The organism is Nocardioides taihuensis (genome assembly GCF_042657275.1).
GTDB lineage: Bacteria > Actinomycetota > Actinomycetes > Propionibacteriales > Nocardioidaceae > Nocardioides > Nocardioides taihuensis.
In genome coordinates, this window is sequence record NZ_JBHSKD010000007.1 from 191,524 (window position 1) to 217,928 (window position 26,405).

General features: G+C 73.7%; 23 protein-coding genes. 18 read left to right on the top strand and 5 right to left on the bottom strand.

All coding sequences use genetic code 11. The features are described from left to right. Positions 1 to 14: 14 nt before the first annotated feature. The 5 genes from ACFPGP_RS06925 to ACFPGP_RS06945 all read left to right on the top strand — a co-directional run bounded on the left by ACFPGP_RS06925 (position 15) and on the right by ACFPGP_RS06945 (position 5,001). Entirely contained in the window at positions 15 to 1,262 is a 1,248-nt protein-coding gene (locus tag ACFPGP_RS06925) for an acyl-CoA dehydrogenase family protein (protein ID WP_378588689.1), read from the top strand. Then, positions 1,259 to 2,044 (top strand): SDR family NAD(P)-dependent oxidoreductase, encoded by a 786-nt coding sequence (locus ACFPGP_RS06930; protein WP_378588691.1) that lies wholly within the window; start codon positions 1,259 to 1,261, stop codon positions 2,042 to 2,044. The genes ACFPGP_RS06925 and ACFPGP_RS06930 overlap by 4 nt, the downstream gene beginning before the upstream one ends. Further along, entirely contained in the window at positions 2,041 to 3,120 is a 1,080-nt protein-coding gene (locus ACFPGP_RS06935) for a phosphotransferase family protein (protein ID WP_378588694.1), read from the top strand. Before ACFPGP_RS06930 ends, ACFPGP_RS06935 begins: the two co-directional genes overlap by 4 nt. A 19-nt stretch (positions 3,121 to 3,139) precedes the next feature. Continuing rightward, positions 3,140 to 3,889 (top strand): histidine phosphatase family protein, encoded by a 750-nt coding sequence (locus ACFPGP_RS06940; protein WP_378588695.1) that lies wholly within the window; start codon positions 3,140 to 3,142, stop codon positions 3,887 to 3,889. A gap of 152 nt (positions 3,890 to 4,041) precedes the next feature. Beyond that, positions 4,042 to 5,001 (top strand): type IV toxin-antitoxin system AbiEi family antitoxin domain-containing protein, encoded by a 960-nt coding sequence (locus ACFPGP_RS06945; protein ID WP_378588697.1) that lies wholly within the window; start codon positions 4,042 to 4,044, stop codon positions 4,999 to 5,001. Between the two features lie 54 nt (positions 5,002 to 5,055). Here ACFPGP_RS06945 and ACFPGP_RS06950 read toward each other — a convergent pair whose 3' ends face one another. Then, positions 5,056 to 5,820, bottom strand: a complete 765-nt coding sequence (locus ACFPGP_RS06950) for an SDR family oxidoreductase (RefSeq protein ID WP_378588700.1) — start codon at positions 5,818 to 5,820, stop codon at positions 5,056 to 5,058. A 29-nt stretch (positions 5,821 to 5,849) separates the two neighbouring features. On the opposite strand from ACFPGP_RS06950, the gene ACFPGP_RS06955 reads away from it, so the two are divergent. The 13 genes from ACFPGP_RS06955 to ACFPGP_RS07015 all read left to right on the top strand — a co-directional run bounded on the left by ACFPGP_RS06955 (position 5,850) and on the right by ACFPGP_RS07015 (position 21,213). Beyond that, positions 5,850 to 6,236, top strand: coding sequence for a VOC family protein (locus ACFPGP_RS06955; RefSeq protein WP_378588702.1), 387 nt, complete (start codon positions 5,850 to 5,852; stop codon positions 6,234 to 6,236). Positions 6,237 to 6,281: 45 nt separating this feature from the next. Next, the gene (locus ACFPGP_RS06960; protein WP_378588704.1) at positions 6,282 to 7,619 is read left to right on the top strand and encodes a flavin-containing monooxygenase; all 1,338 of its coding nucleotides are present in this window, start codon (positions 6,282 to 6,284) and stop codon (positions 7,617 to 7,619) included. A gap of 177 nt (positions 7,620 to 7,796) precedes the next feature. Then, the gene (locus tag ACFPGP_RS06965; RefSeq protein WP_378588706.1) at positions 7,797 to 8,393 is read left to right on the top strand and encodes a PadR family transcriptional regulator; all 597 of its coding nucleotides are present in this window, start codon (positions 7,797 to 7,799) and stop codon (positions 8,391 to 8,393) included. Then, a complete protein-coding gene (locus ACFPGP_RS06970) occupies positions 8,390 to 9,112 on the top strand; it encodes an ABC transporter ATP-binding protein (RefSeq protein ID WP_378588708.1) in 723 nt (240 codons plus the stop codon). The genes ACFPGP_RS06965 and ACFPGP_RS06970 overlap by 4 nt, the downstream gene beginning before the upstream one ends. Next, positions 9,109 to 11,748 carry an FtsX-like permease family protein gene (locus ACFPGP_RS06975; protein ID WP_378588710.1) on the top strand — a complete coding sequence of 880 codons (2,640 nt, stop codon included), beginning with the start codon at positions 9,109 to 9,111 and terminating at the stop codon, positions 11,746 to 11,748. Before ACFPGP_RS06970 ends, ACFPGP_RS06975 begins: the two co-directional genes overlap by 4 nt. A 75-nt stretch (positions 11,749 to 11,823) precedes the next feature. Further along, positions 11,824 to 12,444 carry a TetR/AcrR family transcriptional regulator gene (locus ACFPGP_RS06980; protein ID WP_378588712.1) on the top strand — a complete coding sequence of 207 codons (621 nt, stop codon included), beginning with the start codon at positions 11,824 to 11,826 and terminating at the stop codon, positions 12,442 to 12,444. Continuing rightward, positions 12,441 to 13,235: a TIGR03084 family metal-binding protein gene (locus ACFPGP_RS06985; protein ID WP_378588714.1), complete on the top strand. Its 795-nt coding sequence runs from the start codon at positions 12,441 to 12,443 to the stop codon at positions 13,233 to 13,235. The genes ACFPGP_RS06980 and ACFPGP_RS06985 overlap by 4 nt, the downstream gene beginning before the upstream one ends. Further along, the gene (locus ACFPGP_RS06990) at positions 13,228 to 14,973 is read left to right on the top strand and encodes an acyclic terpene utilization AtuA family protein (protein ID WP_378588716.1); all 1,746 of its coding nucleotides are present in this window, start codon (positions 13,228 to 13,230) and stop codon (positions 14,971 to 14,973) included. The genes ACFPGP_RS06985 and ACFPGP_RS06990 overlap by 8 nt, the downstream gene beginning before the upstream one ends. After that, positions 14,970 to 16,103, top strand: coding sequence for an acyl-CoA dehydrogenase family protein (locus ACFPGP_RS06995; protein ID WP_378588718.1), 1,134 nt, complete (start codon positions 14,970 to 14,972; stop codon positions 16,101 to 16,103). Before ACFPGP_RS06990 ends, ACFPGP_RS06995 begins: the two co-directional genes overlap by 4 nt. Next, positions 16,100 to 17,701 carry an acyl-CoA carboxylase subunit beta gene (locus ACFPGP_RS07000; protein ID WP_378588720.1) on the top strand — a complete coding sequence of 534 codons (1,602 nt, stop codon included), beginning with the start codon at positions 16,100 to 16,102 and terminating at the stop codon, positions 17,699 to 17,701. Before ACFPGP_RS06995 ends, ACFPGP_RS07000 begins: the two co-directional genes overlap by 4 nt. Beyond that, positions 17,698 to 19,620 carry an ATP-binding protein gene (locus tag ACFPGP_RS07005; protein WP_378588722.1) on the top strand — a complete coding sequence of 641 codons (1,923 nt, stop codon included), beginning with the start codon at positions 17,698 to 17,700 and terminating at the stop codon, positions 19,618 to 19,620. Before ACFPGP_RS07000 ends, ACFPGP_RS07005 begins: the two co-directional genes overlap by 4 nt. Continuing rightward, the gene (locus ACFPGP_RS07010) at positions 19,617 to 20,783 is read left to right on the top strand and encodes an acyl-CoA dehydrogenase family protein (protein WP_378588724.1); all 1,167 of its coding nucleotides are present in this window, start codon (positions 19,617 to 19,619) and stop codon (positions 20,781 to 20,783) included. Before ACFPGP_RS07005 ends, ACFPGP_RS07010 begins: the two co-directional genes overlap by 4 nt. Before the next feature lie 52 nt (positions 20,784 to 20,835). After that, complete coding sequence (locus ACFPGP_RS07015) at positions 20,836 to 21,213, top strand: MmcQ/YjbR family DNA-binding protein (protein WP_378588726.1); 378 nt, start codon at positions 20,836 to 20,838, stop codon at positions 21,211 to 21,213. An 8-nt stretch (positions 21,214 to 21,221) separates the two neighbouring features. Here the strand turns inward: ACFPGP_RS07015 and ACFPGP_RS07020 are convergent, their stop codons facing one another. The 4 genes from ACFPGP_RS07020 to helR all read right to left on the bottom strand — a co-directional run bounded on the left by ACFPGP_RS07020 (position 21,222) and on the right by helR (position 26,310). Continuing rightward, positions 21,222 to 23,141 (bottom strand): SpoIIE family protein phosphatase, encoded by a 1,920-nt coding sequence (locus tag ACFPGP_RS07020; RefSeq protein ID WP_378588728.1) that lies wholly within the window; start codon positions 23,139 to 23,141, stop codon positions 21,222 to 21,224. Positions 23,142 to 23,210: 69 nt separating this feature from the next. Then, positions 23,211 to 23,777 (bottom strand): protein-L-isoaspartate O-methyltransferase family protein, encoded by a 567-nt coding sequence (locus tag ACFPGP_RS07025; RefSeq protein WP_378588730.1) that lies wholly within the window; start codon positions 23,775 to 23,777, stop codon positions 23,211 to 23,213. Next, entirely contained in the window at positions 23,770 to 24,018 is a 249-nt protein-coding gene (locus ACFPGP_RS07030; protein ID WP_378588732.1) for an STAS domain-containing protein, read from the bottom strand. Before ACFPGP_RS07030 ends, ACFPGP_RS07025 begins: the two co-directional genes overlap by 8 nt. A gap of 93 nt (positions 24,019 to 24,111) precedes the next feature. Beyond that, a complete protein-coding gene (gene helR / locus ACFPGP_RS07035; protein ID WP_378588981.1) occupies positions 24,112 to 26,310 on the bottom strand; it encodes an RNA polymerase recycling motor ATPase HelR in 2,199 nt (732 codons plus the stop codon). Positions 26,311 to 26,405 lie beyond the last annotated feature (95 nt).

A 26,405-nucleotide genomic window follows, 5' to 3' on the forward strand; every position in this document is an offset into this window, starting at 1 on the left:
ACTAGGTTGGAGGCATGGACTTCTCCCCGTCACCGCGAGCCGCCGACCTCACCGAGCGCGTCCGGGAGTTCCTGACGACGGAGATCGAGCCGGTCGAGACGCAGTACCACCGCGACCTCGAGGAGCAGCGCCGTACCGGTGACCCGTGGCAGCCGCTGCCGGTGATCGAGGAGCTCAAGGCGAAGGCGCGCGAGCGCGGGCTGTGGAACCTCTTCCTGCCGAAGGAGCACGCGGGGGAGTACGCCGCGCGGTTCGGGACCGACGGCGGCGAGGGGCTGACCAACGTCGACTACGCGCCGATCGCCGAGCTGACCGGCCGTTCCGCGATCGCGCCGCTGGTGCTCAACTGCAACGCGCCCGACACCGGCAACATGGAGGTGCTGCTGCGCTACGGCAGCGAGGAGCAGCGCCGCGAGTGGCTCGAGCCCCTGCTCGACGGGAAGATCCGCTCGGCGTTCACGATGACCGAGCCGGGGGTGGCGTCCTCCGACGCGACCAACATGGAGGCGACCGCCGTCCTCGACGGCGACGAGGTCGTGGTGAACGGCCGCAAGTGGTGGTCGACCGGCATCGGCCACCCCGACTGCAAGATCCTGGTCTTCATGGGGCTCACCGACCCCGACGCCGACCGCCACCACCGGCACTCGATGGTGCTGGTGCCGCGCGACGCCCCGGGCGTCGAGGTGGTGCGGATGCTGGACGTGATGGGGCTCAAGGACGAGCCGCTCGGCCACGGCGAGGTGACCTTCACCGACGTGCGGGTGCCGGCGTCCAACATCCTGAAGGCCCCCGGGGCGGCGTTCGAGATCGCGCAGGGCCGGCTGGGGCCGGGACGGGTGCACCACTGCATGCGGCTGATCGGGCTGGCCGAGCTCGCGCTCGAGCAGGCCATCCGCCGCGGCACCGAGCGCACCGCCTTCGGCAAGCCGCTGGTCAACCTCGGCGGCAACCGCGAGCGGGTCGCCGACGCGCGGATCGCCATCGACCAGGCCCGGCTGCTGGTGCTCAACGCCGCCTGGAAGCTCGACACCGGCGGCTCGTTCAACGCGATCTCGGAGGTCTCGCAGATCAAGGTCGCGGTGCCGAACATGGCCCAGCAGGTGATCGACTTCGCGATCCAGCTGCACGGCGGAGGCGGGCTCGCGGACGACTTCCCCCTCGCCGCGGCGTGGACCTCGGCCCGCTCCCTGCGGCTCGCCGACGGCCCCGACGAGGTGCACCGCGGCGTGGTCGCGCGCTTCGAGCTGGCCAAGTACCGGTGAACCCGGGCAGCCGACGCGTCCTCGTCACCGGCGCCGCCTCCGGGCTCGGCGCCGCGCTGACCGCGGCGTTCCGGGCGCGGGGTGACGAGGTGCTGGCCACCGACATCGAGGGTGAGGCCGACGCCGCAGGCCCGACCGACGTGCGCCGCCTCGACGTCACCTCCGACGACGACTGGGCTGCCGCGCTGGCACACGTCGAGGAGACCTGGGGCGGGCTGGACGTGCTGGTCAACAACGCCGGCGTGGCGGGCGGCGGCCGGCTCGACGTGGCCACGCTCGAGGAGTGGGAGTGGATCACCGAGATCAACCTCTTCGGCGTGGTCCGGGGCACCCGCACCTTCGTGCCGGTGTTCAAGCGCCAGCGCTCGGGGCGGATCGTCAACGTCGCCTCGCTCGCGGGGCTCGTGCACCCGGCCGGGATGGCGTCGTACAACGCGGTCAAGGCGGCGGTCGTCGCGCTCACCGAGACCACCGGCCACGAGCTCGCGGCGTACGGCGTGCGCGCGCACGTGGTGTGCCCGTCGTACTTCCGCACCCACCTGATGGACTCCGTGCGCGGCGCCGACACCGCGCTGACCGGGGTGGTGCGCCAGCTCGTGGAGTGCTCGCCCCTGACCGCCGACGACATCGCGGCCGCGGTGCTCGCCGGGATCGACCGCGACGAGGAGCTGATCGTGCCCGACCCCTTCGCCCGCCAGGCCTGGGAGCTCAAGCAGACCGACCGGGCGGCGTACGACGCGGTGATGCGTGCGCAGGCCGCCAAGCTGGAGGAGCGTTCGTGACCGACGACCTGCGCGACCCGAGCCGCCCGGTGCGCGACGAGGACGCCTTCGACGTGGGGTCGGTCGCGGCGTGGTTGCGCGAGCACGCGACGGCGTTTCGCGACGACCTCGTCGGCACCCCGCAGGTGCGGCAGTTCCCCGGCGGCGCCTCCAACCTCACCTACCTGCTGACCTACCCCGGCCGCGAGCTCGTGCTGCGCCGCCCGCCGGCCGGTGTGAAGGCCGCGAGCGCCCACGACATGGGGCGCGAGTACCGCATCCAGGCCGCCCTCGCGCCGGTCTTCCCCTACGTCGCCACGATGGTCGGGCTCTGCACCGACGAGTCGGTGATCGGCTCGGACTTCTACGTGATGGAGCGGCTCGACGGCATCATCCTGCGCCGCGACCTGCCGCCCGGCATGTCGGCCGACGACGCCTCGAGGCTGTGCGAGAACGCCCTCGACGTGCTCGTCGACCTGCACTCCGTCGACCCGTTCGCCTCGCCCGACCTCGCGGCGTTCGCCCGGGGGGAGGGGTACGTCGCCCGCCAGGTCGCCGGCTGGACCGACCGCTTCGCGCGGGCCCGCACCGACGACACCGGGGACTGGTCCGACGTGACCGCCTGGCTCGGCGCCCACCAGCCGGCCGACGTCGCGCAGCGGCTGATCCACAACGACTTCCGCTTCGACAACATGGTGCTCGACGCCGACGACCCCTTGCGCGTGGTCGGTGTCCTCGACTGGGAGATGGCGACCGTCGGCGACCCGCTGATGGACCTCGGCGGCATGCTCGCCTACTGGGTCGAGGAGGGCGACGACGAGTTCTTCCAGATGTTCCGGCGGCAGCCGACGACCGCCCCGGGCATGTGGACCCGCGAGCGCATCGTCGAGCACTACTGCGGCCGGATGGGCTTCGAGATGACTCCGGAGCAGTGGCGCTTCTACGAGGTCTTCGGGTTGTTCCGGCTCGCCGTCATCGCCCAGCAGATCTGGTACCGCTACTTCCACCGGCAGACCACCAACGAGGCGTACGCCGTGTTCGGACCCGCCGTGGGGTACCTCGAGACCCGCTGTCGTCGGCTGGTCGGTGGCGCGTGACGCGCGGGGGAGGCTGCTGATGGGGGTAGTGCTGCTGGTCCGGCACGGGCAGGCGTCGTTCGGCGCCGAGGACTACGACGTGCTCTCGGAGGTCGGCTGGGCCCAGTCGCGGCGACTGGGCGAGCACCTCGCCGCGCGCGGCGTCGTGCCCGACGTGGTGGTGCGCGGCGGGATGCGCCGGCACCGCGAGACCGTCGAGGGGATGCTCGAGGGCGCCGGCTGGTCGGTGCCGGTCGAGCAGGACCGCGGCTGGGACGAGTTCGACCACCTCGGGGTCGTGGCCGCGCACCCGGAGGTCCCGGACTCCCGCGGCGGCCACGACCCGACCGAGTCGCGTCGCGACTTCCAGCGTCTCTTCGAGGCCGCCACCCGGCGCTGGACCTCGGGCGACCACGAGCAGGACTACTCCGAGCCCTTCGCGTCCTTCCGCTGGCGGGTGCTGAGCGCGCTGACCCGCGCCAGCGTGCGCGCCGGGCCGGGCGGCACGGTCGCCGTGGTGAGCTCCGGCGGCCCGATCGGCGTCGTCGCGGGCCACCTCGTCGCCCCCGCCTCCACCGGCGCCCCGGGCGAGTCCCAGCAGGCCGAGCCCCACGACGGCCCCCGCGCCGGCCCCAACGCCGACCGCATCGCCGCCGAGCTCTGGGCCCGCTTCAACGCCGTCGTCGTGAACACCAGCTTCACCCGCCTCGTCATCGGCTCCACCGGCCCCCGCCTGCTCACCTTCAACGAGCACCCCCACCTCGAGGGCGACCACCTCACCTACCGCTGACGGGGTCGAACCGCCATCTGTTGTCGGTCGAACCGCCAGTTCTTGAGCGTTGAACCGCCACTTGTGGCGCACCAGCCTGTGGATGGCGGCGTTGTCCACAGGCAGCGCCCCGCGCTCGCTCGTGCACCGCCGACTTGGACGACGCTCGGGTCATGGTGCAGATCCCCACTGAGCCCTTCACCTTCGCCGACCTCGCGCGCTGGGGCCTGTCGCCGCACCAGGTACGGCGCCTGGTCGACGCCGGGCTGCTCCGTCGACCTCTCCGCGGGGCCTACTGTCCGGCCGACCTGCCGGACACGACGGAGGTCCGAGCGTGCTGCGCGGCGCTGGTCCTCCCGGAGCACAGCGTGGTGTGCGACCGCTCGGCAGCGTGGCTCCACGGCATCGACGTCCTCGAGCCCTCTGAGGCCGACCGCACGCCGGCACTCGAGGTCGTCGCTGTGCGGGGCAACAACCGTGTCCGCCGCGAGGGCGTGTACGGCGGCGAACGCGCGCTGCTGCCCGAGGACGTCTGCGAGCTCTTCGGGGTCCGGGTCACGACTCCGCTGCGGACCGCGTGCGACCTCGCGTGCCTGCGCGGTCGCTACTCGGCCCTCGCCGTGCTCGACGCCTTCGCGCGCGTCCACGGCGTGACCCTGAAGGAGATCGAGCGGATCCTGCCGCGCTACCGCCGCCGGCGAGGCGTCGTACAGCTCAGGCAGCTGGCGCCCGCCATGTCGCCGCAGCGGGAGTCGACCGGTGAGTCCTTCTGCGCCGCGGCCATCCAGCATGCCGGCCTCCCGCTGCCGACTCCCCAGGTCTGGGTCGACCTCGACGGCTTCGGAAGGGTGCGCCTCGACCACGCCTACGAGGAGCTCAAGATCGCGGTCGAGTACGACGGCGAGGAGTTCCACACCACGGAGGCAGACCGCGAGCGCGATCGCCAGCGGCGTGCGGCGCTCGAGGCCGCAGGATGGCTGGTGATCGTGGTCCGCAAGCACGACTTCACTGGTGCTGCCCTTGACGCCTGGCTCGGCCGTCTGCGGCGTGCGCTGGAGGAGCGTGACCGCCCCTACCGGCGGACCTACCCCGAAGGACAGACGCGGGAGCGACCCCACCGCCGCCGCAACTGACGGTTCGATCGACAACGACTGGCGGTTCGACCAGCAACAACTGGCGGTTCGGCGCTACATGAGCTTCTTGAAGACCGGCAGCGGCGCGTGCTTCATGGCCACCGACAACGGGGCCCAGGGCCACGCGGGCACGCAGGCCGAGCCCTTCTCCTTCTCGATCGCCTCGACCATCGCCCGCACGCCCTTCTCGGTGGAGACCAGGTACGGCGTGCGGTCGCGCACGTGCTCATTCATCTCCGAGGCGATGTAGCCGGGGTAGAGCACGGTGACCGTGATCGGCTTGCCGTGCTGCTCGTTGCGGATGCCCTCGGCGAGGTGGGCGACGAACGCCTTCGACGCGGCGTACGTCGTCAACGTCTTCGGCAGCCCGCGCATCGCCGACATCGACGACACCATCACCAGGTGGCCGCGGCCCTGCGCCCGGAACACCTCCATCGCGGCCTCGGTCTGCGCGAGCGCGCCGAGCACGTTGGTCTCGGCGGTCTCCCGGTTGGCCGCGAAGCCGCCCGTGCCGAGCGGGGCGCCCTTGCCGAGCCCGGCGTTCACCACGAACCGGTCGAGGTGCCCCAGCGCCGCGGCCAGGTCACGGACGACCGTGAAGACCTGCTCGTGGTCGGTCACGTCCATCGCCCGCACCTCGACGAGGCGGTCCGGGTGGGTGGCCGTGATCTCGGCGGCGAGCGCCTCCAGCCGGTCGGTACGACGGGCACAGAGGCCGAGGTCGTAGCCGAGGTCGGCGAACTGCCGCGCCATCTCGGCGCCGAGCCCCGAGGAGGCCCCGGTGATGAGGATCGTCCGGCTGTCGTCGTCGGCTGCCATGCCGCCGAGTCTGGCGTAGGGTCCGCTGCATGAGCGGCCGCGTCGTGCATTTCGAGATCCCGTTCGACGACGGCGAGCGGGCTCGGGCCTTCTACCGCGAGGTCTTCGGCTGGGAGCTGCAGGAGATGCCCGAGATGGCCTACACCCTGGTCAGCACCGGCCCGGTCGGGCCCGAGGGGTCGACGGAGCCGGGGTACATCAACGGCGGCATGCTGCGCCGCGAGAGCCCCAACGAGGGCCCGATCCTGGTGATCGACGTGGACGACATCGAGGCGGCGCTGGCCAAGGTCGAGGCGCACGGCGGCCAGACCCTGCTCGGCCGACAGCAGGTCGGCGACATGGGCTGGTCGGCGTACTTCAAGGACGCCGAGGGCAACGCGATGGGCCTGTGGCAGTCACGGGACCAGTCCGCTTGACGATCCCCCTGACGGGCACCCCGGACGCGGCCTAGGCTCGCGCCCATGTCTCCCGCGTCCTCCCGCCCGGGCCGCGCCTGCATCATCGGCGCCGGGTCGTCGGGCATCATCGCCGCCCAGGTCCTCGACGCCGCCGGTGTCCCGTTCGACTGCTTCGAGATGGGTTCCGAGGTCGGCGGCAACTGGCGCTACGACAACGACAACGGCGTCAGCTCGGCGTACCGATCGCTGCACATCAACACCTCGCGGCAGGCGATGGAGTACGCCGCGTACCCGATGCCGGAGTCGCTGCCCGACTACCCCAGCCACTGGCAGATCGCGGCGTACTTCGACGACTTCGTCGACCACTTCGGCCTGCGCGAGAAGATCACCTTCCGCACCGAGGTGGTGAAGGTGGCGCCGGCCGACGGCGGTGGGTACGACGTGACCGTGCGGCGGATCGGCAAGCGGAGCGAGCCCGAGACGCGGCACTACGAGCACGTGCTGGTCGCGAACGGTCACCACTGGGACCCGCGCTGGCCCGAGCCGAGCTTCCCCGGCGCGGAGACCTTCCCGGGGGTGCAGCAGCACGCGCACTACTACCGCACGCCCGACGAGCTCGCGGGCAAGCGGGTGGTGGTGCTCGGCATCGGCAACTCCGCCACCGACATCGCGGTCGAGTCGTCGCGGGTGGCGAAGGAGACCTACCTCGCCATGCGGCGCGGGGCGCACATCGTGCCGAAGTTCATGTTCGGGATGCCGACCGACCACCTCACCGACTCACCCCTCGCGCGCGGCCCGCTGTTCCTGCAGAAGCTCGGCATGGCCGCGATGCTGCGGATCGCGCAGGGCCGCGTCACCGACTACGGCCTGCCCGAGCCCGACCACAAGGTGCTCGAGGCGCACCCCACGGTCAGCGACGACCTGCTCACCCGGCTCGGGCACGGCGACATCACGGTGAAGCCCAACATCGACCGCTTCGAGGGCTCGAAGGTGTTCTTCACCGACGGCTCCGCGGTCGAGGCCGACGTGGTCGTCTACTGCACCGGCTACAAGGTGTCGTTCCCCTTCCTCGGCGACGACGTCGTGCACGCCGAGGACAACCACGTCGACCTCTACCGCCGCGTGGTCTCCCCCGACCACCCGGGCCTGTACTTCATCGGGCTGATCCAGCCGATCGGCGCGGTGATGCCGCTGGCCGAGGAGCAGGCGCACTGGGTGGCCGAGGTACTCACCGGCCGGGTGGAGCTGCCGCCGCCGGCCGAGATGCGTGCGCAGATCGCGTCGTACGACGAGGCGCTGCGCAAGCGGTACGTCGCGTCGAAGCGGCACACCATCCAGGTCGACGCGCACAAGTACAGGGCGGAGCTGCGCAGGGAGCGCAAGGAGCACGCCCGCCGCTGACGGCTCGACGGATCTGGGTGACGGTTCGACCGATCCACGCGACGGTTCGACGGATCTGAGTGACGGTTCGACCCGCAACAACGGGCGGTTCGGCGTTGCCCAGGCGTGCATACGTGGTATACATACCCGGTATCCATCGCCACGGGGGTCGGTGGATCGGGGTCGAGGAGGCGCGGGATGTCGGTCAGGCAGGCACTGCTGGCGCTGCTGGAGCAGGGGCCGATGTACGGCTACCAGCTCCGTGCGGAGTTCGAGCAGCGGACGGGGTCGACCTGGCCGCTCAACGTCGGGCAGGTCTACACGACCCTGACCCGTCTGGAGCGTGACGGACTCGTCGAGGGCGGGGGTGCCGACGACGAGGGTCATGTGATCTACCGCGTCACCGAGGCCGGACGGGACGAGGTGTCGGCGTGGTTCACCACGCCGGTACCTCGCTCCCAGCCGCCGCGCGACGAGCTCGCCATCAAGCTCGCGCTCGCGGTCACCGTGCCCGGCGTCGACGTCGGGGCGTTGATCCAGCGACAGCGGACGGCGACCATGAACGCCCTGCAGGACTACACCCGCCTCAAGCGGCAGGCGGCGCCCGGCGGCGCGGCCAACCCCGGCGGCGACCTCGCCTGGGGGCTGGTGCTCGACTCGCTGGTGTTCGCGGCCGAGGCGGAGATCCGGTGGCTCGACCACTGCGAGGCGCGCCTTCGGCGGGCGGCGCTGCAGCGCCCTGAGCCGCGGGCGGCCGCCGCGTCGACCGAGTCGACCGAGGGGGCTGCCCGATGACCACCGTCCTGCACCTCGACCAGGTCAGCCGGGTGCACGGCGAGGGTGCGACCGAGGTCCACGCCCTGCGCAGCGTCTCCTTCCGCGCCCACGCCGGCGAGCTCGTCGCCGTGATGGGCCCCTCCGGCTCCGGCAAGTCCACACTCCTCACCCTCGCCGGCGGGCTCGACCAGCCGACGACCGGCAGTGTCGTGATCGAGGGCACCGACCTCGCCTCGCTCGGCAACAAGGGCCGCGCGCGGATGCGGCGTACGTCGGTCGGCTACGTCTTCCAGGACTTCAACCTGATCCCCGCCCTGACCGCGGCCGAGAACGTCGCGCTGCCCCGCGAGCTCGACGGCGAGCGCTCCCGGGCCGCCCGCCGTCTCGCGCTGGACGCCCTGGAGGAGGTCGGGATCCCCGAGCTCGCCGACCGGTTCCCCGACGAGATGTCGGGCGGGCAGCAGCAGCGGGTCGCGATCGCGCGCGCCATCGTCGGCGAGCGCCGCCTGGTGCTGGCCGACGAGCCGACCGGCGCCCTCGACACCGACACCGGCGAGGAGATCCTGCGCCTGCTCCGGGCGCGCTGCGACGCCGGGGCGGCCGGGGTGCTGGTCACCCACGAGGCCCGTCACGCCGCGTGGGCCGACCGGGTGGTCTTCCTGCGTGACGGCGTGATCGTCGACGAGTCCGGCGCCGACCACGCCGACGACCTGCTCGAGTCGGGCGCCCCGGCATGATCAACCCGGGGGGCTGGCGACCGCTGCTGCGGCTCGCCTGGCGCGACGCGCTGCGCGCACGGGGGCGCAGCGCGCTGGTGCTGGTGATGATCACGCTGCCGGTGCTCGCGGTCACCGCGGCGACGGTGGTGATGGCGACGTCCGACGTCAGCGGCGCCGAGTCGCTCGAGCGACGGATCGGCGCGGCCGACGCCAAGATCGAGTTCCAGGACGTCGGCCGCGTGCTCCAGGAGCCCGACACCAACGGCTCGTTCGCCTCCTCGGGTCGCCCGCACCCCGAGGCGCAGGACATGGCCCACGTCGAGGAGGTGCTCGACCGCGCGGTGACGGCGATCCCGTGGAACACCGGGACCACCCGCGTGGTCACCGACAAGGGCGTCGCCGACGCCGAGGCCGACGCCGTCGACCTGACCGACCCCCTGGCCGCCGGGCTCTTCACCGTCGACGAGGGTCGTCTCCCGCAGTCCGCGGACGAGGTGGTGGTCAACACCGACCTCGCCTCACGGGGCTTCGAGGTCGGCGACGCGCTCGAGGTGCAGGGCGGCGCGACCTACACCGTCGTCGGCATCGGCGAGTCGAGCGCCTACCGCGGCTACCCGCGGCTCGCCGGGCCCGACCCGCGCCTCGCACCGACGGGCGCCGAGACCAGCAGCAGCGCCGGCGCCTGGCTCGTCGACGCCGGCGACGTGACCTGGCCCGAGGTGCTGGCGCTCAACGAGCTCGGCGCGGCGGTCACGTCCCGAGCCGTGCTGGAGGACCCGCCGCCGAGGTCGGAGTGGCCCCCGCGGGTGCGGCAGTGGCAGTCGCCCGTCGACGGCAACACCGTGGCGATCGCGGTCCTGGTCGTCACCATGGCGCTGCTCGAGGTGGTGCTGCTGGCCGGCCCCGCGTTCGCCGTCGGCGCCCGCAAGCGCTCGCGCGACCTCGCGCTGATGGCCGCGAGCGGGGCGACCCCGGCGCAGGGGCGCCGGACCATCCTGGCCTCGGGCGTCGTGCTCGGCACGGTCGGTGCTGCGCTCGGCGTGGTGCTCGGACTGGCCGCCGGCTGGGCGGTGCTGCCGCTGGCCCAGCGCTACTCGGGCTCGTGGTTCGGGCCCTACGACGTGGTCTGGTGGCAGGTCGGCGCGGTCGCGGTCTTCGGGCTGGCGTCCGCGGTGCTCGCCGCGATCGTGCCCGCCTGGCTGGCCTCGCGGCAGGACGTCGTCGCCGTGCTCGCCGGACGCCGCGGCGACCGCAAGCCGGGCCTCCGCTCTCCCGTGCTCGGCGTCGTCCTGCTCGGCGCCGGCATCGCGCTCGCGGCGTACGGCGCGGTGGGCAGCGGCACCGAGACCGTGATCGCCGGAGCCGCGCTGCTCGCGGTCTTCGGCATGATCCTGCTGGTCCCCGTCGTGCTCGTCGGCCTGGCGAGGGTGTCGCGACGGCTGCCGCTGGTGCTGCGCTTCGCCGTCCGTGACGCGAGCCGGCACCGCACCCGCACGGTGCCGGCGGTGGCAGCCGTGGCCGCGACCGTCGCCGGGGTCGTCGCGCTCGGCATCGCCAACGCCAGCGACGCGGCCGAGAACGAGGCGACGTACACACCGCAGCTGGCGATGGGCCAGGGAGCGGTGAACGGGTGGGGTCTCGACGAGGCGACGTGGGGCCGGATCGAGGAAGCCGTGGCCCGCGAGGTGCCCGAGGCGACCCGGACCCCGCTCACCGGGATCCCCGACCAGCTGCCCGACGGCACCTCGCAGATGGTCAGCTTCCGCAGCGGCGACGAGGAGGTCACGCCCGAGAGCTGGGGGAGCTCCCTCGGGTCGTCCGTCCTCGTCGCCGACCGGGTCCCCGCGGTGCTCCCCGCGCTGGACGCCGCGGACCGGGAGCGTGCGGACGCGGTGCTGGCCGACGGCGGCGTGGTGGTCTTCGTCAGCACTCCGCACGAGGGCGATGACGTGAAGGTCGCCCTCTCGCAGTACGGGCCCCGGGGCGGCCGGTCGCACGTCGTGGGGAGGGCAACGGTTCCGGCGACCTTCATCGACCTCGACGTGCCGACGGCGCCCGGTCAGGGCGTGGTGTCGGCCGAGGCGGCGCAGGCGCTGGGGGCGGAGCCGGCGACCGTCGGCCTGGTGGTCGACGGCGGGGTGACCACGGCCGATCAGCGCGACGTCGACGAGGCGATCGCGGCGATCACCGAGGACGCCGGCCTCTACGTCGAGCGCGGCTACCAGAACGAGGACGAGACCGTGATCCTGCTGCTCGTGCTCGGCACGCTGGGGGGCGTGCTGATGCTCGGCGGCACCCTGACCGCGACCTTCCTCGCGCTCTCGGACGCGCGGCCCGACCTGGCCACCCTGGCCGCGGTCGGCGCCTCGCCCCGGTCGCGTCGCGGCGTCGCGGCGTCGTACGCCGTGGTGGTCGGGTTCGTGGGCGCGGTGCTGGGGGCGGCCGTGGGCTTCGTGCCCGGGGTCGCGGTCACCTACCCGCTCACGGGCGCCTCGGCCGGCTACTACCCCGGGGTCGAGGGCCTGCCCACCCACTACCTCGACGTGCCCTGGGCGCTGATCGGCACCCTGGTCGTGGTCCTGCCGCTGCTGACCGCCCTGGTGGTGGGGCTCTGCACCCGGTCGCGGCTCCCGATGGTGGCCCGGCTCGACTGACCAGGTCCGCACCATCCGTCCAGACAGAAAAAGTCAGGCTTGACTGTTTGTTCCTGCTGACCGCACGATGGCCGGGTGACCACCACCACCCGGGTGCCGCAGGAGGAGCGGACGCGCGCCATGCGGGCGCGCCTGCTCGAGGCGACGGTGGAGTGCCTGGTGGAGCGCGGGTTCAGCGGCACCTCGACCACGCTCGTCTCCGAGCGGGCCGGGGTGAGCCGGGGCGCGCAGCTGCACCACTTCCCGACCAAGAACGACCTGGTGGTGGCCGCGGTCGAGCACCTGACCGAGGTGCGCGGGGCCGAGCTGGCGGCCGCTGCCCGGGCCCTGCCGCAGGGCCCGCGGCGCACGCGCGCCGTGCTGGAGATGCTCGGCGACCACTTCACCAGCCCCGTCTTCACCGCCGCGCTCGAGCTCTGGGTCGCCGCGCGCACCGACGCGACCCTGCTGGCGGCCGTCGCCCCGCTCGAGCAGCGGGTCGGCCGCGAGGTGCACCGCCTGACCGTCGAGCTCCTCGGCGCCGACGAGCAGCAGCCCGGCGTGCGCGAGCTGGTGCAGGCCACGCTCGACCTGGTCCGCGGCCTCGGCCTGGCCGCCACCATCACCGACGACACCCGGCGACGGCGCCGGATCCTCGACCGCTGGGCCGCCGTGCTCGACGAGACCCTCCACCCCGAGCCGAAGGGCGCGCGATGACCCTCCTCGACGACCTGCTCGACGACCTCCGGGCCGAGGGGGACCGCCTCTGGGCCCTGGTCTCCGGGCTCGACGACTCCGCCGACGGTGGCTGGGCGACCCCGACGCCTGCCCCGGGCTGGACCGTCGCCACCCAGGTCGCGCACCTGCTCTGGACCGACGAGGTCGCGGTCGTCGCCGCGACCGACAAGGAGCGCTGGGACGCGCTGGTCCTCGCCGCGCTGGAGGACCCGACCGGGTACGTCGACACCTGCGCCCTCGAGGTCGCCCGGCTCGCCCCGCCCGCGCTGCTGGCCCGTTGGGGCGCGGCGCGCGAGGCGCTGGGCCGCACGCTGCGCGACTACCCCGCGGGCCAGAAGATGCCGTGGTTCGGCCCGCCGATGTCGGCCGCGTCGATGGCGACGGCGCGGTTCATGGAGACCTGGGCGCACTCGCTCGACGTGCACGAGGCGCTCGGCGCGACCGCCGAGCCGACCGACCGGGTGCGCCACGTCGCCCACCTCGGCGTGCGCACCCGCAACTACGCCTTCTCGGTGCACGACCTCGAGCCGCCGGCCGAGGAGTTCCGGGTCCAGCTCGTCGCGCCGTCGGGCGCGACCTGGGCGTGGGGTCCCGAGGACGCCGCGCAGTCGGTGACCGGCTCGGCGTACGACTTCTGCCTGCTCGCCACCCAGCGCGTGCACCGCGACGACACCGACCTCGTCGCGGTCGGCGCGGAGGCCGACCGGTGGCTCGACATCGCGCAGTGCTTCGCGGGCCCTCCGGGCGAGGGCAGGCAGCCCCGTGGCTGAGGTCCTCCGCGTCGGCAACTGCTCCGGCTTCTACGGCGACCGGCTCTCCGCGATGCGCGAGATGCTCGAGGGCGGGCCGCTCGACGTCCTGACCGGCGACTACCTCGCCGAGCTGACCATGCTGATCCTCGGCAAGGACACGATGAAGGACGCCTCGCTCGGCTACGCGCGCACCTTCGTGCGCCAGGTCGAGGACTGCCTCGGTACGGCGCTCGAGCGGGGAGTCCGGATCGTCAGCAACGCCGGCGGCCTCAACCCCGCCGGTCTCGCCGACCGGCTGCGCGAGGTCGCCCGCGGCCTGGGCCTCGACCCCGCCGTCGCCCATGTCGAGGGCGACGACCTGCGGGGTCGCACCACCGACCTCGGGCTGCCGGCCGGCGCCCTGACCGCGAACGCCTACCTCGGCGGTTTCGGCATCGCCGCCGCGCTGCGCGCCGGGGCCGACGTCGTCGTCACCGGCCGCGTCACCGACGCGTCGCTGGTCGTGGGCGCAGGCGTGGCCCACTTCGGCTGGTCCCACGACGACCACGACGCGCTCGCCGGCGCGGTGGTCGCCGGGCACGTGCTCGAGTGCGGCACCCAGGCGACGGGCGGCAACTTCTCCGGCTTCCGCGACCTGCCCCACACCGGCGCCCCGCTCGGCTTCCCGCTCGCCGAGCTCGCCGCCGACGGCAGCTGCGTGATCACCAAGCACTCCGGCACCGGCGGCGCCGTCACGACCGACACCGTCACCGCGCAGCTGGTGTACGAGATCCAGTCCACGCGCTACCTCGGCCCCGACGTCACCACGCTGCTCGACACCGTCGAGCTCGCCCAGCAGGGCCCCGACCGGGTCGCGGTGTCCGGGGTGCGCGGCGAGGCTCCGCCCGCGCAGCTCAAGGTCTGCGTCAACGAGCTCGGCGGCTTCCGCAACACCGTCGAATTCGTGCTCACCGGCCTCGACGTCGACGCCAAGGCCGACTGGGTCCGCGAGCAGGTCACGGCGGCGCTCGCCGCCAACCCCCCGGAGTCGGTGAGCTGGTCGCGCACGTCGGTGCCGCACGCCGACGCCGACACCGAGGAGTCGGCCTCGTGCCTGCTCAGGTGCACCGTCAAGGACGCGAAGGCCGACCCCGTCGGCAAGCCGTTCACCGCCGCGACCGTCGAGCTCGCGCTCGCCTCCTACCCCGGCTTCACGCTCACCGCCCCGCCCGCGCCGCCGACGCCCTACGGCGTCTACCGCCCGGCGTACGTCGACCGCGCCGCCGTCACCGAGGTCGTCGTCCACGCCGACGGCACGCGCGAGGAGATCGCACCACCGGCCGTCGCCGGCGAGGTCGAGGCCGCGGACGAGGGCGGCCGCCGTCCGTCGCCCTACCCCGCTCCCCAGGACGTCCGCACCCGCCGGATGCCGCTCGGGTCCTTCGTGCACGCGCGCTCCGGCGACAAGGGCGGCGACGCGAACATCGGCCTCTGGGTCGCCCGCGGCGGGTCGATGGCCGACGACGAGAAGTACGCCGCGCGGGTCACCTGGCTCTCCAAGCTGATCACCCCCCGCCGGGTGCGCGAGCTGGTGCCGGAGGCCGAGGACCTCGACGTCGAGGTCTACCTCCTGCCCAACCTCGGCGGGGTGAACGTGATCGTGCGCGGGCTGCTCGGCGACGGCGTCGCCGCGTCGACGCGGTTCGACCCCCAGGCCAAGGGCCTCGGCGAGTGGGTGCGCTCGCGGATGGTCGCGATCGAGGAGTCGCTCCTGTGACCAGTGACCGCGAGGCCCTGAAGGACGCTGCGCGCGAGTTCGTGCGCCGCGAGGTCGTGCCCCACCTCCAGGAGTGGGAGGACGCCGGCGAGGTGCCGCGCGACCTCCACCGGGCCGCCGCGAAGCAGGGGCTGCTCGGCGTCTCCTTCCCCGAGGCGGTCGGTGGCGAGGGCGGCGACCTGCTCGACTCGGTGGCGGTGCAGGAGGCCTTCTTCGAGGCCGGCGCGTCGAGCGGGCTCGTGGCGGCGCTCTTCACCGGCGGCATCGCGCTGCCCCACCTCGCGGCCGCCGGCACTCCCGAGCAGGTCGACCGCTGGGTCCGCCCGACGCTGGCCGGTGAGACGATCGGCTCGCTCGCCGTGACCGAGCCCGGCGGGGGCTCCGACGTGGCCGGCATCCGCACGACGGCCCGTCGCGACGGCGACCACTACGTCGTCAACGGCACCAAGACGTTCATCACCAGCGGCGTCCGCGCCGACTTCGTCACCACCGCGGTGCGCACCGGCGGCCCCGGCCACGCGGGCCTCAGCCTGCTCGTCGTCGAGAAGGGCACGCCCGGCTTCACCGTCGACCGGTCGCTGACCAAGATGGGCTGGCACTGCTCCGACACCGCCGAGCTCGGCTTCGCCGACGCCCGGGTGCCGGTCGCGAACCTCATCGGCGCGGAGGACAGCGGTTTCTACCAGATCGCCGAGCAGTTCGTGGTCGAGCGGATCGCGCTCGCGGTGCACGCCTACGGCATCGCCGCCCGCTCGCTGGAGCTGACGGCGGCGTACTGCCGCGAGCGCGAGACCTTCGGCCGGCCGCTGATCGCCAACCAGGTGGTGCGCCACCAGCTGGTCGAGATGCGGCGCCAGGTCGAGGTCGCCCGCGCCTACACGCACGCCGTGGCCGCGCGCCACGTCGCCGGCGAGGACGTGATCGCCGAGGCCTGCCTGGCCAAGCAGACCGCCGTCGACTGCTCGACGTACGTCTGCGACCGGGCCGTGCAGCTGCACGGGGGCACCGGCTACCTGCGCGGGACCGAGGTGGAGCGGCACTACCGCGACGCCCGGATCCTGCCGATCGGAGGAGGAGCGACCGAGGTGCTGACCGACCTGGCCGCACGACTGTTGGGGTACACCGCATGAGCGACAACCGCGGCGCCATGCTCGAGAAGCTCGGCGCGCTCGACGAGGAGCACGCCAAGGCCGTCGCCGGCGGCGGGGAGAAGTACGTCGAGCGCCACCACGCGCGCGGCAAGCTGCTGCCCCGCGAGCGGATCGAGCTGCTCGTCGACGAGGGCTCGGCCTTCCTCGAGCTGAGCCCGCTGGCGGGCTGGGGCTCCGACTTCACCGTCGGCGCCAGCGTCGTCACGGGCATCGGCGTGATCGAGGGCGTGGAGTGCATGATCACCGCCAACGACCCCACGGTGAAGGGCGGCGCCTCCAACCCGTGGACGGTGAAGAAGATCTTCCGGGCCTCGCAGATCGCCGAGGAGAACGGGCTGCCGACGGTCGCGCTGGTCGAGTCCGGCGGCGCGGACCTGCCGACGCAGAAGGAGATCTTCATCCCCGGCGGCAAGCTGTTCCGCGACATCACCCGCTCCTCGGCGATGAAGCTGCCCACGATCGCGCTGGTCTTCGGAAACTCGACCGCCGGCGGCGCCTACGTGCCGGGCATGAGCGACTACACGGTGATGGTCAAGGAGCAGGCCAAGGTCTTCCTGGGCGGCCCGCCGCTGGTCAAGATGGCCACCGGTGAGGAGTCCGACGACGAGTCGCTCGGCGGTGCGGAGATGCACGCGCGGATCTCCGGCCTCGCCGACTACCTCGCCGAGGACGAGCGCGACGCGATCAGGATCGGTCGCCGGATCGTGGCGCGGCTCAACTGGCGCAAGGCGGACGCCGTGGTCTCGACGAGCTCGGCCGACGGCGCGACCGCGACTGCCTACGCGGAGCCGGACGCCGACGTCGACGGCCTGCTCGACCTGATCCCGACCGACCTCAAGGAGCCCTTCGACCCGCGCGAGGTGATCCTGCGGGTCGTCGACGGCACCTCGGCCACCAACAGCCGGCCCTTCGACGAGTTCAAGCCGCTCTACGGCTCCTCGCTCGTCACCGGCTGGGCGCGCATCCACGGCCACCCCGTCGGCATCCTCGCCAACGCGCAGGGCGTGCTCTTCTCCGAGGAGGCGCAGAAGGCGACGCAGTTCATCCAGCTCGCCAACCAGGTCGACACGCCGCTGCTCTTCCTGCACAACACGACCGGCTACATGGTCGGTGCGGAGTACGAGCAGGGCGGCATCATCAAGCACGGCGCGATGATGATCAACGCCGTCTCCAACTCCACCGTCCCGCACCTCAGCGTGATCATGGGTGCGTCGTACGGCGCCGGGAACTACGGCATGAACGGCCGCGCCTACGACCCCCGCTTCCTCTTCACCTGGCCCTCGGCGAAGTCCGCCGTGATGGGCCCCGCGCAGCTCGCCGGTGTGCTCTCGATCGTGGCCCGGGCTGCGGCGGAGGCCAAGGGCAAGGAGTACGACGAGGAGGCCGACGCCGGCATGCGGGCCTTCGTCGAGGCCTCGGTCGAGGAGCAGAGCCTGCCGTTCTTCCTCTCCGGGATGCTGTACGACGACGGCGTGATCGACCCCCGCGACACCCGGACGGTGCTCGGCATCTGCCTGTCGGTGATCGGCAACAGACCGATCGTCGGCACCGACCGCTTCGGGGTGTTCCGCCCATGACGACCATCCAGCGGCTGCTCGTCGCCAACCGGGCCGAGATCGCCTCGCGCGTCTTCCGCACCTGCCGGGCGCAGGGCATCGAGGCCGTGGCCGTCCACTCCGACGCCGACGCCGACCTGCCCTACGTGCGCGAGGCCGACGTCGCCGTCCACCTGCCCGGCAACGCCCCGGGCGAGACCTACCTCGACATCGAGGCCGTGCTCGCGGCCGCCCGGACGTCGGGGGCCGACGCGGTCCACCCGGGCTACGGCTTCCTGTCCGAGAACGCCGCGTTCGCCCGCGCCGTGGAGGAGGCCGGCCTGACCTGGGTCGGACCCACGCCCGAGTCGATCGAGCAGATGGGCTCGAAGATCGGCGCCAAGGAGCTGATGCACGCCGCCGGTGTGCCGGTCCTCGAGGCGCCCGCCGAGCCCACCGAGGCCGACCTCCCGCTGATCGTCAAGGCCTCGGCCGGCGGCGGTGGCCGCGGCATGCGGATCGTTCGCGCGCTGGCCGACCTGCCCGGCGAGATCGAGAAGGCCTCCGCCGAGGCCGGCTCGGCGTTCGGCGACGGCACCGTCTTCGTCGAGCCGTACGTCGAGCGCGGTCGCCACGTCGAGGTGCAGGTCGTCGGCAACGGGCACGGCCACGTCGAGGTCCTCGGCGAGCGCGACTGCTCGCTGCAGCGCCGGCACCAGAAGGTGGTCGAGGAGTCCCCGGCCCCGCTGCTGCCCGAGGCGACGCGCGTGGCTCTTCACGACGCCGCCCGCGCCGCGGCCGCCGCGATCTCCTACCGGGGTGCCGGCACCGTCGAGTTCCTCTACGACCCTGCGGCCGACCGGTTCTTCTTCCTGGAGATGAACACCCGGCTCCAGGTCGAGCACCCCGTCACCGAGCTCGTGCACGGCGTCGACCTGGTGGCGATGCAGCTCCTCGTGGCCGAGGCCGGATCCGGCCGCGCCGTGCACTTCTCGACGGACGGCCCCCGCGGCCACGCGATCGAGGTCCGCCTCTACGCCGAGGACCCCGAGGACGGCTACGCCCCGCAGAGCGGCCGGCTGACCCGCTTCGAGATCCCGACGGGACCCGGCATTCGCGTCGACGCCGGGTTCGAGACCGGCAGCGAGGTCTCCACCCACTACGACGCGATGCTGGCCAAGGTCGTCGCCCACGCCGGCACCCGCGAGCACGCGGCTCGCAAGCTCGCCGACGTGCTGCGCCGCGCACGCATCCACGGCGTCCGCACCAACCGCGACCAGCTGCTCGCCGTCCTGCGCGACCCGGCGTTCCTGGCCGGCGAGGTGAGCACCGCGTTCCTGGACGAGCGGGACCTGACCACGTCGGGCGAGCCCGTCGAGGCCACGGCGGCGGTCGCCGCCGCCCTCGCCGTCGCCGAGCACGACCGCGCCGCCCGCCGCGTGCAGCGGGGCATCCCGGTCGCCTGGCGCAACGTGGTCTCCCGGCCCCAGCGCACGGTCTTCGACGACGTGGTCGTCGAGTGGCTCGGCACCCGCGACGGCTACCTGGTGCCGGGAGTCGACGGCCTCACCGTCGTCGAGGCCACTCCCGACCGGGTGGTCCTCGAGCGCGCCGGCCTCCGCACGACGTACGACGTCGCGGTGGCCGGGGACGCCGTCGACGTCGACTCCGCGCACGGCCACGTCCGGCTGACCCGCACGCCGCGGTTCACCGACCCGGCCGACGCGGTGGCCAGCGGCTCGCTGCTGGCTCCGATGCCCGGCACCGTCGTCAGCGTGACGGTCGAGGCGGGCGCCCGGGTCGAGGCCGGCCAGCCGGTGCTCGTGCTCGAGGCCATGAAGATGCAGCACACCGTGGCGGCGCCGACCGCCGGCACGGTCACCGAGCTCCCGGTGTCCACCGGGCAGCAGGTTGCGGCGGGTGAGGTGCTCGCCGTCGTCGAGGAGGACCAGCCAGCATGACCCAGATCGCGTTCACCGAGTCCGACGAGCGCCAGGAGCTGCGCAAGGCCGTGGCCCGGCTGGCCTCCAAGTTCGGCCGGGAGTGGTTCACCGAGAAGGCCCGCGCCGGGGAGAAGACCACCGAGCTGTGGCTCGAGATCGGCAAGAACGGCTACCTCGGCATCAACATCCCCGAGGAGTACGGCGGCGGGGGCGGCGGCATCGGCGACATCGCGGCCGTCTGCGAGGAGCTCGCCGCGCAGGGCTGCCCGCTGCTGCTGATGGTCGTCAGCCCCGCGATCTGCGGCACGATCATCTCCCGCTACGGCACCGAGGACCAGAAGCAGCGCTGGCTGCCCGGCATCTGCGACGGCACCGGCACCATGGCCTTCGCGATCACCGAGCCCGACGCCGGCACCAACACCCACAACATCACCACCACTGCCCGCAAGGACGGCGACGAGTGGGTGCTCAACGGGCGCAAGATCTACATCTCCGGGGTCGACGAGGCCGAGAACGTGCTGGTCGTCGCCCGCGCCGAGGACGCGCGGACCGGCAAGGTCAAGCCGGTGCTCTTCGTCGTCCCGACCGACGCGGCCGGCTTCGAGTACAACGCGATCCCGATGGAGATCGTGAGCCCGGAGCTGCAGTTCACCGTGTTCATGGACGACGTGCGGCTGCCGGCCGACGCCATCGTCGGCGACGAGGACGGCGGCCTGGTGCAGCTCTTCGCCGGGCTCAACCCCGAGCGGATCATGGCCGCGTCGTTCTCCACCGGCCTGGCCCGGTTCGCGCTCGACAAGGCCGCGCAGTACGCCAAGGAGCGCACGGTCTTCAAGGAGCCGATCGGCGCCCACCAGGCCATCGCGCACCCGCTGGCCCAGTCGCACATCGAGATCGAGATGGCCCGGCTGATGACCCAGAAGGCTGCTGCCCTCTACGACGCCGGCGACGACATGGGCGCCGGCGAGGCCGCGAACATGGCCAAGTACGCCGCGGCCGAGGCGGCGTGCGCGGCCGCCGACCGGGCCGTGCACACCCACGGCGGCAACGGGATCACCCAGGAGTACGGCATGGCCGGGCTGCTGGTGGCCACCCGCGCGGGCCGGATCGCGCCGGTGAGCCGGGAGATGATCCTCAACTTCGTGGCCATGCACTCGCTGGGGCTGCCGAAGTCCTACTGAGCCCCGTCGACTCAGGTGGGCGGACGTCGGTGGGTCGTGGCAGGCTCCCGCCATGGCCCCCGCCGACCGCCCTCAGGTGCCCGAGGCCTGGCTGGGCCGGCTCCGCGAGATCCTCACCGCGCTCCCGCGCTGCGAGGAGGAGGACGCCTGGGTCGGCACCCGCTGGCGCGTGGGCAGCGCCACCGTCGCCCACGTGTTCGGCGGCGAGGACCAGCTCTTCCGCATCACCTTCCGCGCCGAGCCCGACGAGGTGATGGCCTTCGAGCACCTCGGTGCGCCGTACTTCCGCGCGGGCTGGGGCCGCAACGTGGTCGGCCTGCTGCTCGACGACGACACCGACTGGACCGAGATCGCCGAGCTGCTCACCGAGTCCTACTGCCTCCAGGCGCCCGAGCACCTCGCCGACCAGGTGGACCGGCCCACCGGCTGAGGAGCCGGTCAGGGAGCGGGGTCGGCCGGTGACGTCGAGTGCGGCAGCCGGACCAGCTCCATCACCTGCTGGGCCACCGAGCCCCGGGGCGCCTGCAGCCGCGGGGGAGCCGGGCCTTCGGCGACCACCTCGTGCAGCGCCTGCACGGCGGCGCTCCCGAGGTGGGTGACGCCGGCGAGGTCGAGCACGAGCGGTCGCGTGCCGCCCGCGGTGGCGCGGCGGGCCGAGGCGCGGAGCTCGTCGGCGTTCGAGGCGTCGAGCGAGCCGCCCACGTCGATCCGGCGGTCGTCGCCCGGGTGGGCGCCGAAGCGGAACCGCGAGGCGGCGACCGGGTGCGCCTGGGGCACCCGTCCCTGCAGCAGCTGGGCGGGCCGGGAGAGGCGGGCGCGGGCGGTGACGGTCGTCCCCGTCTCCGATCCCTCGATCAGCAGCGAGTCGACCAGCCCGCGCGCGAGCGCGAGCCCGTGGGTGCGTCCCGGGTCGCCGGGCGGGCGGTCGTGCCAGCACCCGTCGTCCGCGACCTCGGCGACGAGCTCGCCGCGCGGGTCCTGGCGCATCGTGACCCGGACGTCACCGGGGAGCCGGCCGGCGTAGGCGTGCTCGACGACGTTGGTCACCAGCTCGCCCACCGCGTGCTGCACCGACATCTCGTCGAGCGGGCGGGAGTCGACGCGGGCGAGCCAGCCGTGCAGCTCCTCGCGCACCGTGGCGACCGAGGAGCGTACGGCGGGAAGCCGCAGCGTCAGCGGCGCGAGCGGCGAGACCCGCTGGGCCGCGACCACCGTGATGTCCTCGTCGTGACCCTCCTCGAGGCGGGCCAGCACCTCCAGGCCCTCCTGGCAGACCCGCTCGACCGTACGACGCGGCGCGCCGGGGGTGGCGCCGGTCAGCCCGAGGTAGGCGTGGGAGAAGACGTCCGCGACCTGGGTGAGCCAGTGGGCGTGCGAGCCGCCGCGGCGCTCCAGGAGCCCGTCGGAGTGGAGCAGCACCAGGTCGTCGGGGCGCAGGCGCGCGCTGGCCACCGCGGCGGCCGGCTGCACCGTTCCGAGCGGGGCCCCTCCGCTGGGCGGGAGGAAGGTGGCCCGGCCCTCGGCGTCGACGACGAGCGGCGGCGGGTGGCCGGCTGTGCAGTAGCAGATGTCGCCGCCGGCGGGGTCGACCTCGACGACCACCAGCGTCGTGGCCCGGGACTCCGGCCGGGTGCGCGCGAACCGGTCGAGGTCGGCGACCGCCTCGTCGACGGAGGCGCCGCTGGCCAGCCGCTCGTGCAGCACGGCCCGCAGCTGCCCCATCACGGCCGAGGCGGTGACGCCGTGCCCGACCACGTCACCGACGACGAGCACGACCCGGCCGTCGTCGCGCACGACGACGTCGAACCAGTCGCCCCCCGCGGCGCCGTCTTCCGAGGCCAGCAGGTAGCGGGCGGCCACGTCGAGGCCGGGCACGACCGGGAGATCGTCGGGCAGGAGCGCGTCGGACAGGCTGACCATCGCGTCGTGCCGGGCGCGCCCGCCGGGCTCGCGGCGGCGGCCCGCCGGCAGTGTCGTGGTCACGTCGGACACCACGGCGACGACGCCGCGCACCGACCCGTCCGCACCCACCCAGGGCACGAGGCTGCGGTGCAGCAGCACGTCCTGGGCCCGGCCGCCGGCCCCGACCCGCACGTGCCAGTGCGAGGAGAAGTCGGGGTCCCCGGTGCGGCGCACCGTCTCGAGGTCGTGGGGGTCCCCGAGCCCGAGCGCCTCGGTGGTGGCGTCGGAGACCACGTCACCGATCCCGCCCCCACCCAGGCGGGCGCGGGCGGCGGCGTTGGCCGCCACCACGCGCCGCTCGACGCCCTCGACCACGACGCAGATCTGCGGCTCGTCCTCGAACGCCGCCAGTGCTGCCTCGACGGATCCGAAGTCTCCGCCCCCATGCGGTACCACGGCCACCCCTTCCGTCCCCCCGATGTGGATCGGAAGACCTTCGGGTACCCGCTCAGGATGCGCCCATGCTCAGCGCAGCGGCACGAACCGGTATCCGCCGTGACCGGTCTCGACCACCTGCTCGCCCTCGCGCACGACCAGCAGCAGCTCCCCGGCCACCGGGACGACCATCCGGCCGCCGTCCGCGAGCTGGTCCACGAGGGCCCGGGGCGTCGTGCGCGCCTCGGCGCTGACCAGGATCCGGTCGTACGGCGCGCGGTCGGGGTCGCCGAGCCGGCCGGGCGTCGCCTGCTCGAGGCTCGCCCACGGCTGGTCGGTGCGCGCCAGGTTGCCGCTGCCGAAGACCACCAGGTCGGGCTCGAGCTCCAGCCCGACCACCCGGCCACCCGGGCCGGTCAGGTGGGCCAGCAGGGCGGTGGTCCAGCCCGAGCCGGCGCCCACGTCGAGCACCCGGTCACCGGGCCGCACGTCGAGCAGGCGCAGCATCGCCTCGACCGTGCGGGGCTGGCTGTTGGTCTGCCCGTGCCCGATGTCGAGCGGGCCGTCGTAGGCCGCGCGGGACCTGACCTTCTCGGGCAGGAACCCTTCGCGGGGGTGGGCGGCGAAGGCCGCGGCCACGGGGTCGACGTCAGCCACTGCGCGACGTCCCCGGGTCCGGCATCGCGGCGTCGGTCAGGCTCCGCAGGTCCAGCGGGCGCACGGCGTGGGCGTCGACGAAGGTGACCTCGTCGAGGTCGGGCTCCACCCAGGTCGGACCGGTGGCGCTGATCGCCTCGAGCTCGGCCGTCAGGCCCTCGCTGGTCGTCAGGTCCAGGTCGCCGGCGGTGCGCAGGCGCGCCCTGAGTGCGTCGTACGTCGTGTCGAACCGGGTCCGCATGGTGACGCTCCGTGCCGAGGACGCTGGGCACCCGTGGCGGGGGCGCCCTCGAGCCCACTCTAGGCCCGCTGCGCCGAACCGGCCACGCCGCTCTCACCCCGCGGTGAGCACCACGAGCTGCCGGGTGGCGCGGGTCATCGCGACGTAGCGGTCCACGGCTCCGGCGCGGCCCTCGCCCCAGGTCGGCGGGTCGACCAGCACGACGAGGTCGAACTCCAGACCCTTGGTGAGCTCCGGCGCCAGCGACCGCACGCGCGCGCCCCCGTCGTACCCCGGGTCGCCGACGACGCAGGCCACGCCCTCGTCGTGCTCGGCCAACCAGGCGGTGACGATGCGGTCGAGGTCCGCGGTGCGGCCGTGGACGACCGGCCGGCCGCTGCGGCGCACCGAGGTCGGCACGTTGGCGTCGGGGACGACCGCGCGGATCACCGGCTCGGCCTCGACCATCACCTCCTCGGGCGTGCGGTAGTTGACGGTGAGTACGGCCTGCTCGACCCGGTCGAGCCCGGCGCGGGCCAGGCGCTCGGCCCAGGTGCCCTCGAAGCCGTGGCGGGCCTGCGCGCGGTCGCCGACGACGGTGAAGCTGCGCGACGGGCAGCGCAGCAGCAGCATCTGCCACTCCGCGTCGGTGAGCTCCTGGGCCTCGTCGACGACGACGTGGGCGAAGGGGCCGGCGAGGAGGTCGGGGTCCGCCGCCGGCACGACGTCCTCGTCGACGAGCGCGGTGCGGAGGTCGTGGACGGTGAGCATCGACATCAGCTGCAGCTCGGAGTCGTCGGTGGCCACGAGGTGGTCGACGACGCGCGACATCTCCTCGGCCTGCTCTGCCAGGGCGGCCGCGCGACGGCGGCGTCGCCGCGAGGCGTCGGGGTCGCCGAGGCGCTGGCGGGCGGCGTCGAGCAGCGGCAGGTCGGACGTCGTCCAGGCCTGCGGGTCGGCGCGCTGCAGGCGGCGTACCTCAGCCTCGGTGAGGTGGGGAGCGCACATCCGGAGGTAGGCCGGCACCGACCACAGGTCGCCGACCAGGTCGGCCGGGTCGACCAGCGGCCACGCCCGGCCGAGTGCGTCGACCAGCTCCTCGCACTGCGCGAAGGCGCGGCGCAGGGCCGCCTCCGGCACCTCGTCGTCCTCGCCCGCCTGCGCCCGGTGCTTGTCGAGCAGGATCGTGAGCAGCTCCTCCCAGACCAGGTCGCGGCCGTCGTTGTGGGGCGTGCCGGGGTCGGGGGCGGCGAACGCGTCGGCCCAGTCGTCCGCACCGAGCCAGACCTCCGACCAGGGCGTCTCGACCACCATGCCCTCGGTCGGCGGCTCCTCGTAGAGCCGCACCGCCGGCTCCATCGCGAGCACCAGGTCGGCGCTCGCCTTGAGCCGGGCGACCTCCGCGTCGGTCTCGTCGGGCACGTCGTTTCCGCCGGGCACGAGGTCGCGCAGCGTGCAGGTCTGCACGCCCTCCTCGCCGAGGCCGGGCAGCACGTCGGCGACGTAGGCGAGGTAGGGCTGGTGCGGCCCGACGAAGAGCACGCCTCCGCGTCCCTCGCCCAGGCGCGGGTCGGCGTACAGGAGGTACGCCGCGCGGTGCAGCGCCACCACGGTCTTGCCGGTGCCCGGGCCGCCGTCGACGACGAGGGTGCCCCGGGAACCGGCCCGGACCACGGCGTCCTGGTCGGCCGCGATGGTGGCGAGCACGTCGCGCATCCGCTCGGTGCGGCTCTCGCCCAGGCTGGCGATGAACGCGGACTGGTCGTCGAGCGCGGCGCGGCTGGTCAGCCCGTCGGGGTCGAACACCTCGTCCCAGTAGTCGGTGACCCGGCCCGTCGTCCAGCGGTAGCGGCGCCGGCTCGCGAGCCCCATCGGGTTGCCGTGGGTCGCGCCGAAGAAGGGCTCGGCCGCCGGCGAGCGCCAGTCGACCAGCAGCCGGCGGCCGTCGCGGGCCGCGAGCCCGAACCTGCCGACGTACGTCGTCTCGCCGTCCTCGCCGACCATCCGGCCCAGGCACAGGTCGATCGTGAACCGCCGCAGCGCCCGCAGCCGCGCGGACAGCCGGTGGATCTCGAGGTCGCGGTCCATCGCCTCCTGCCCGCTGCCACCGGCAGCCCGGCGCTCGGCATCGAGGCGCGCGGTGAGGTCGGCGATGGTGTGCTCGAGGCTCTCCGCGATCGCGGCGAAGTGCTCCTCGTCGGCAGCGACGAGGGCCGGGTCGGCCTTGGCCGGGTGGTTGCGCAGGTCGAACGCGCTGGTGGTCGGGCGGCTGGACGGGCGGCTGGTCGGACGGTCGGTCAGGCGATCGGTCAGGCGGTCCACGAAGGAGGCTCCCGGGGGTCGTGCTGGTGTCAGGAGCGGTGATTCTGAGCCACGACGGGGGTCTTGCGGCAAGCCCCCACCTCCGC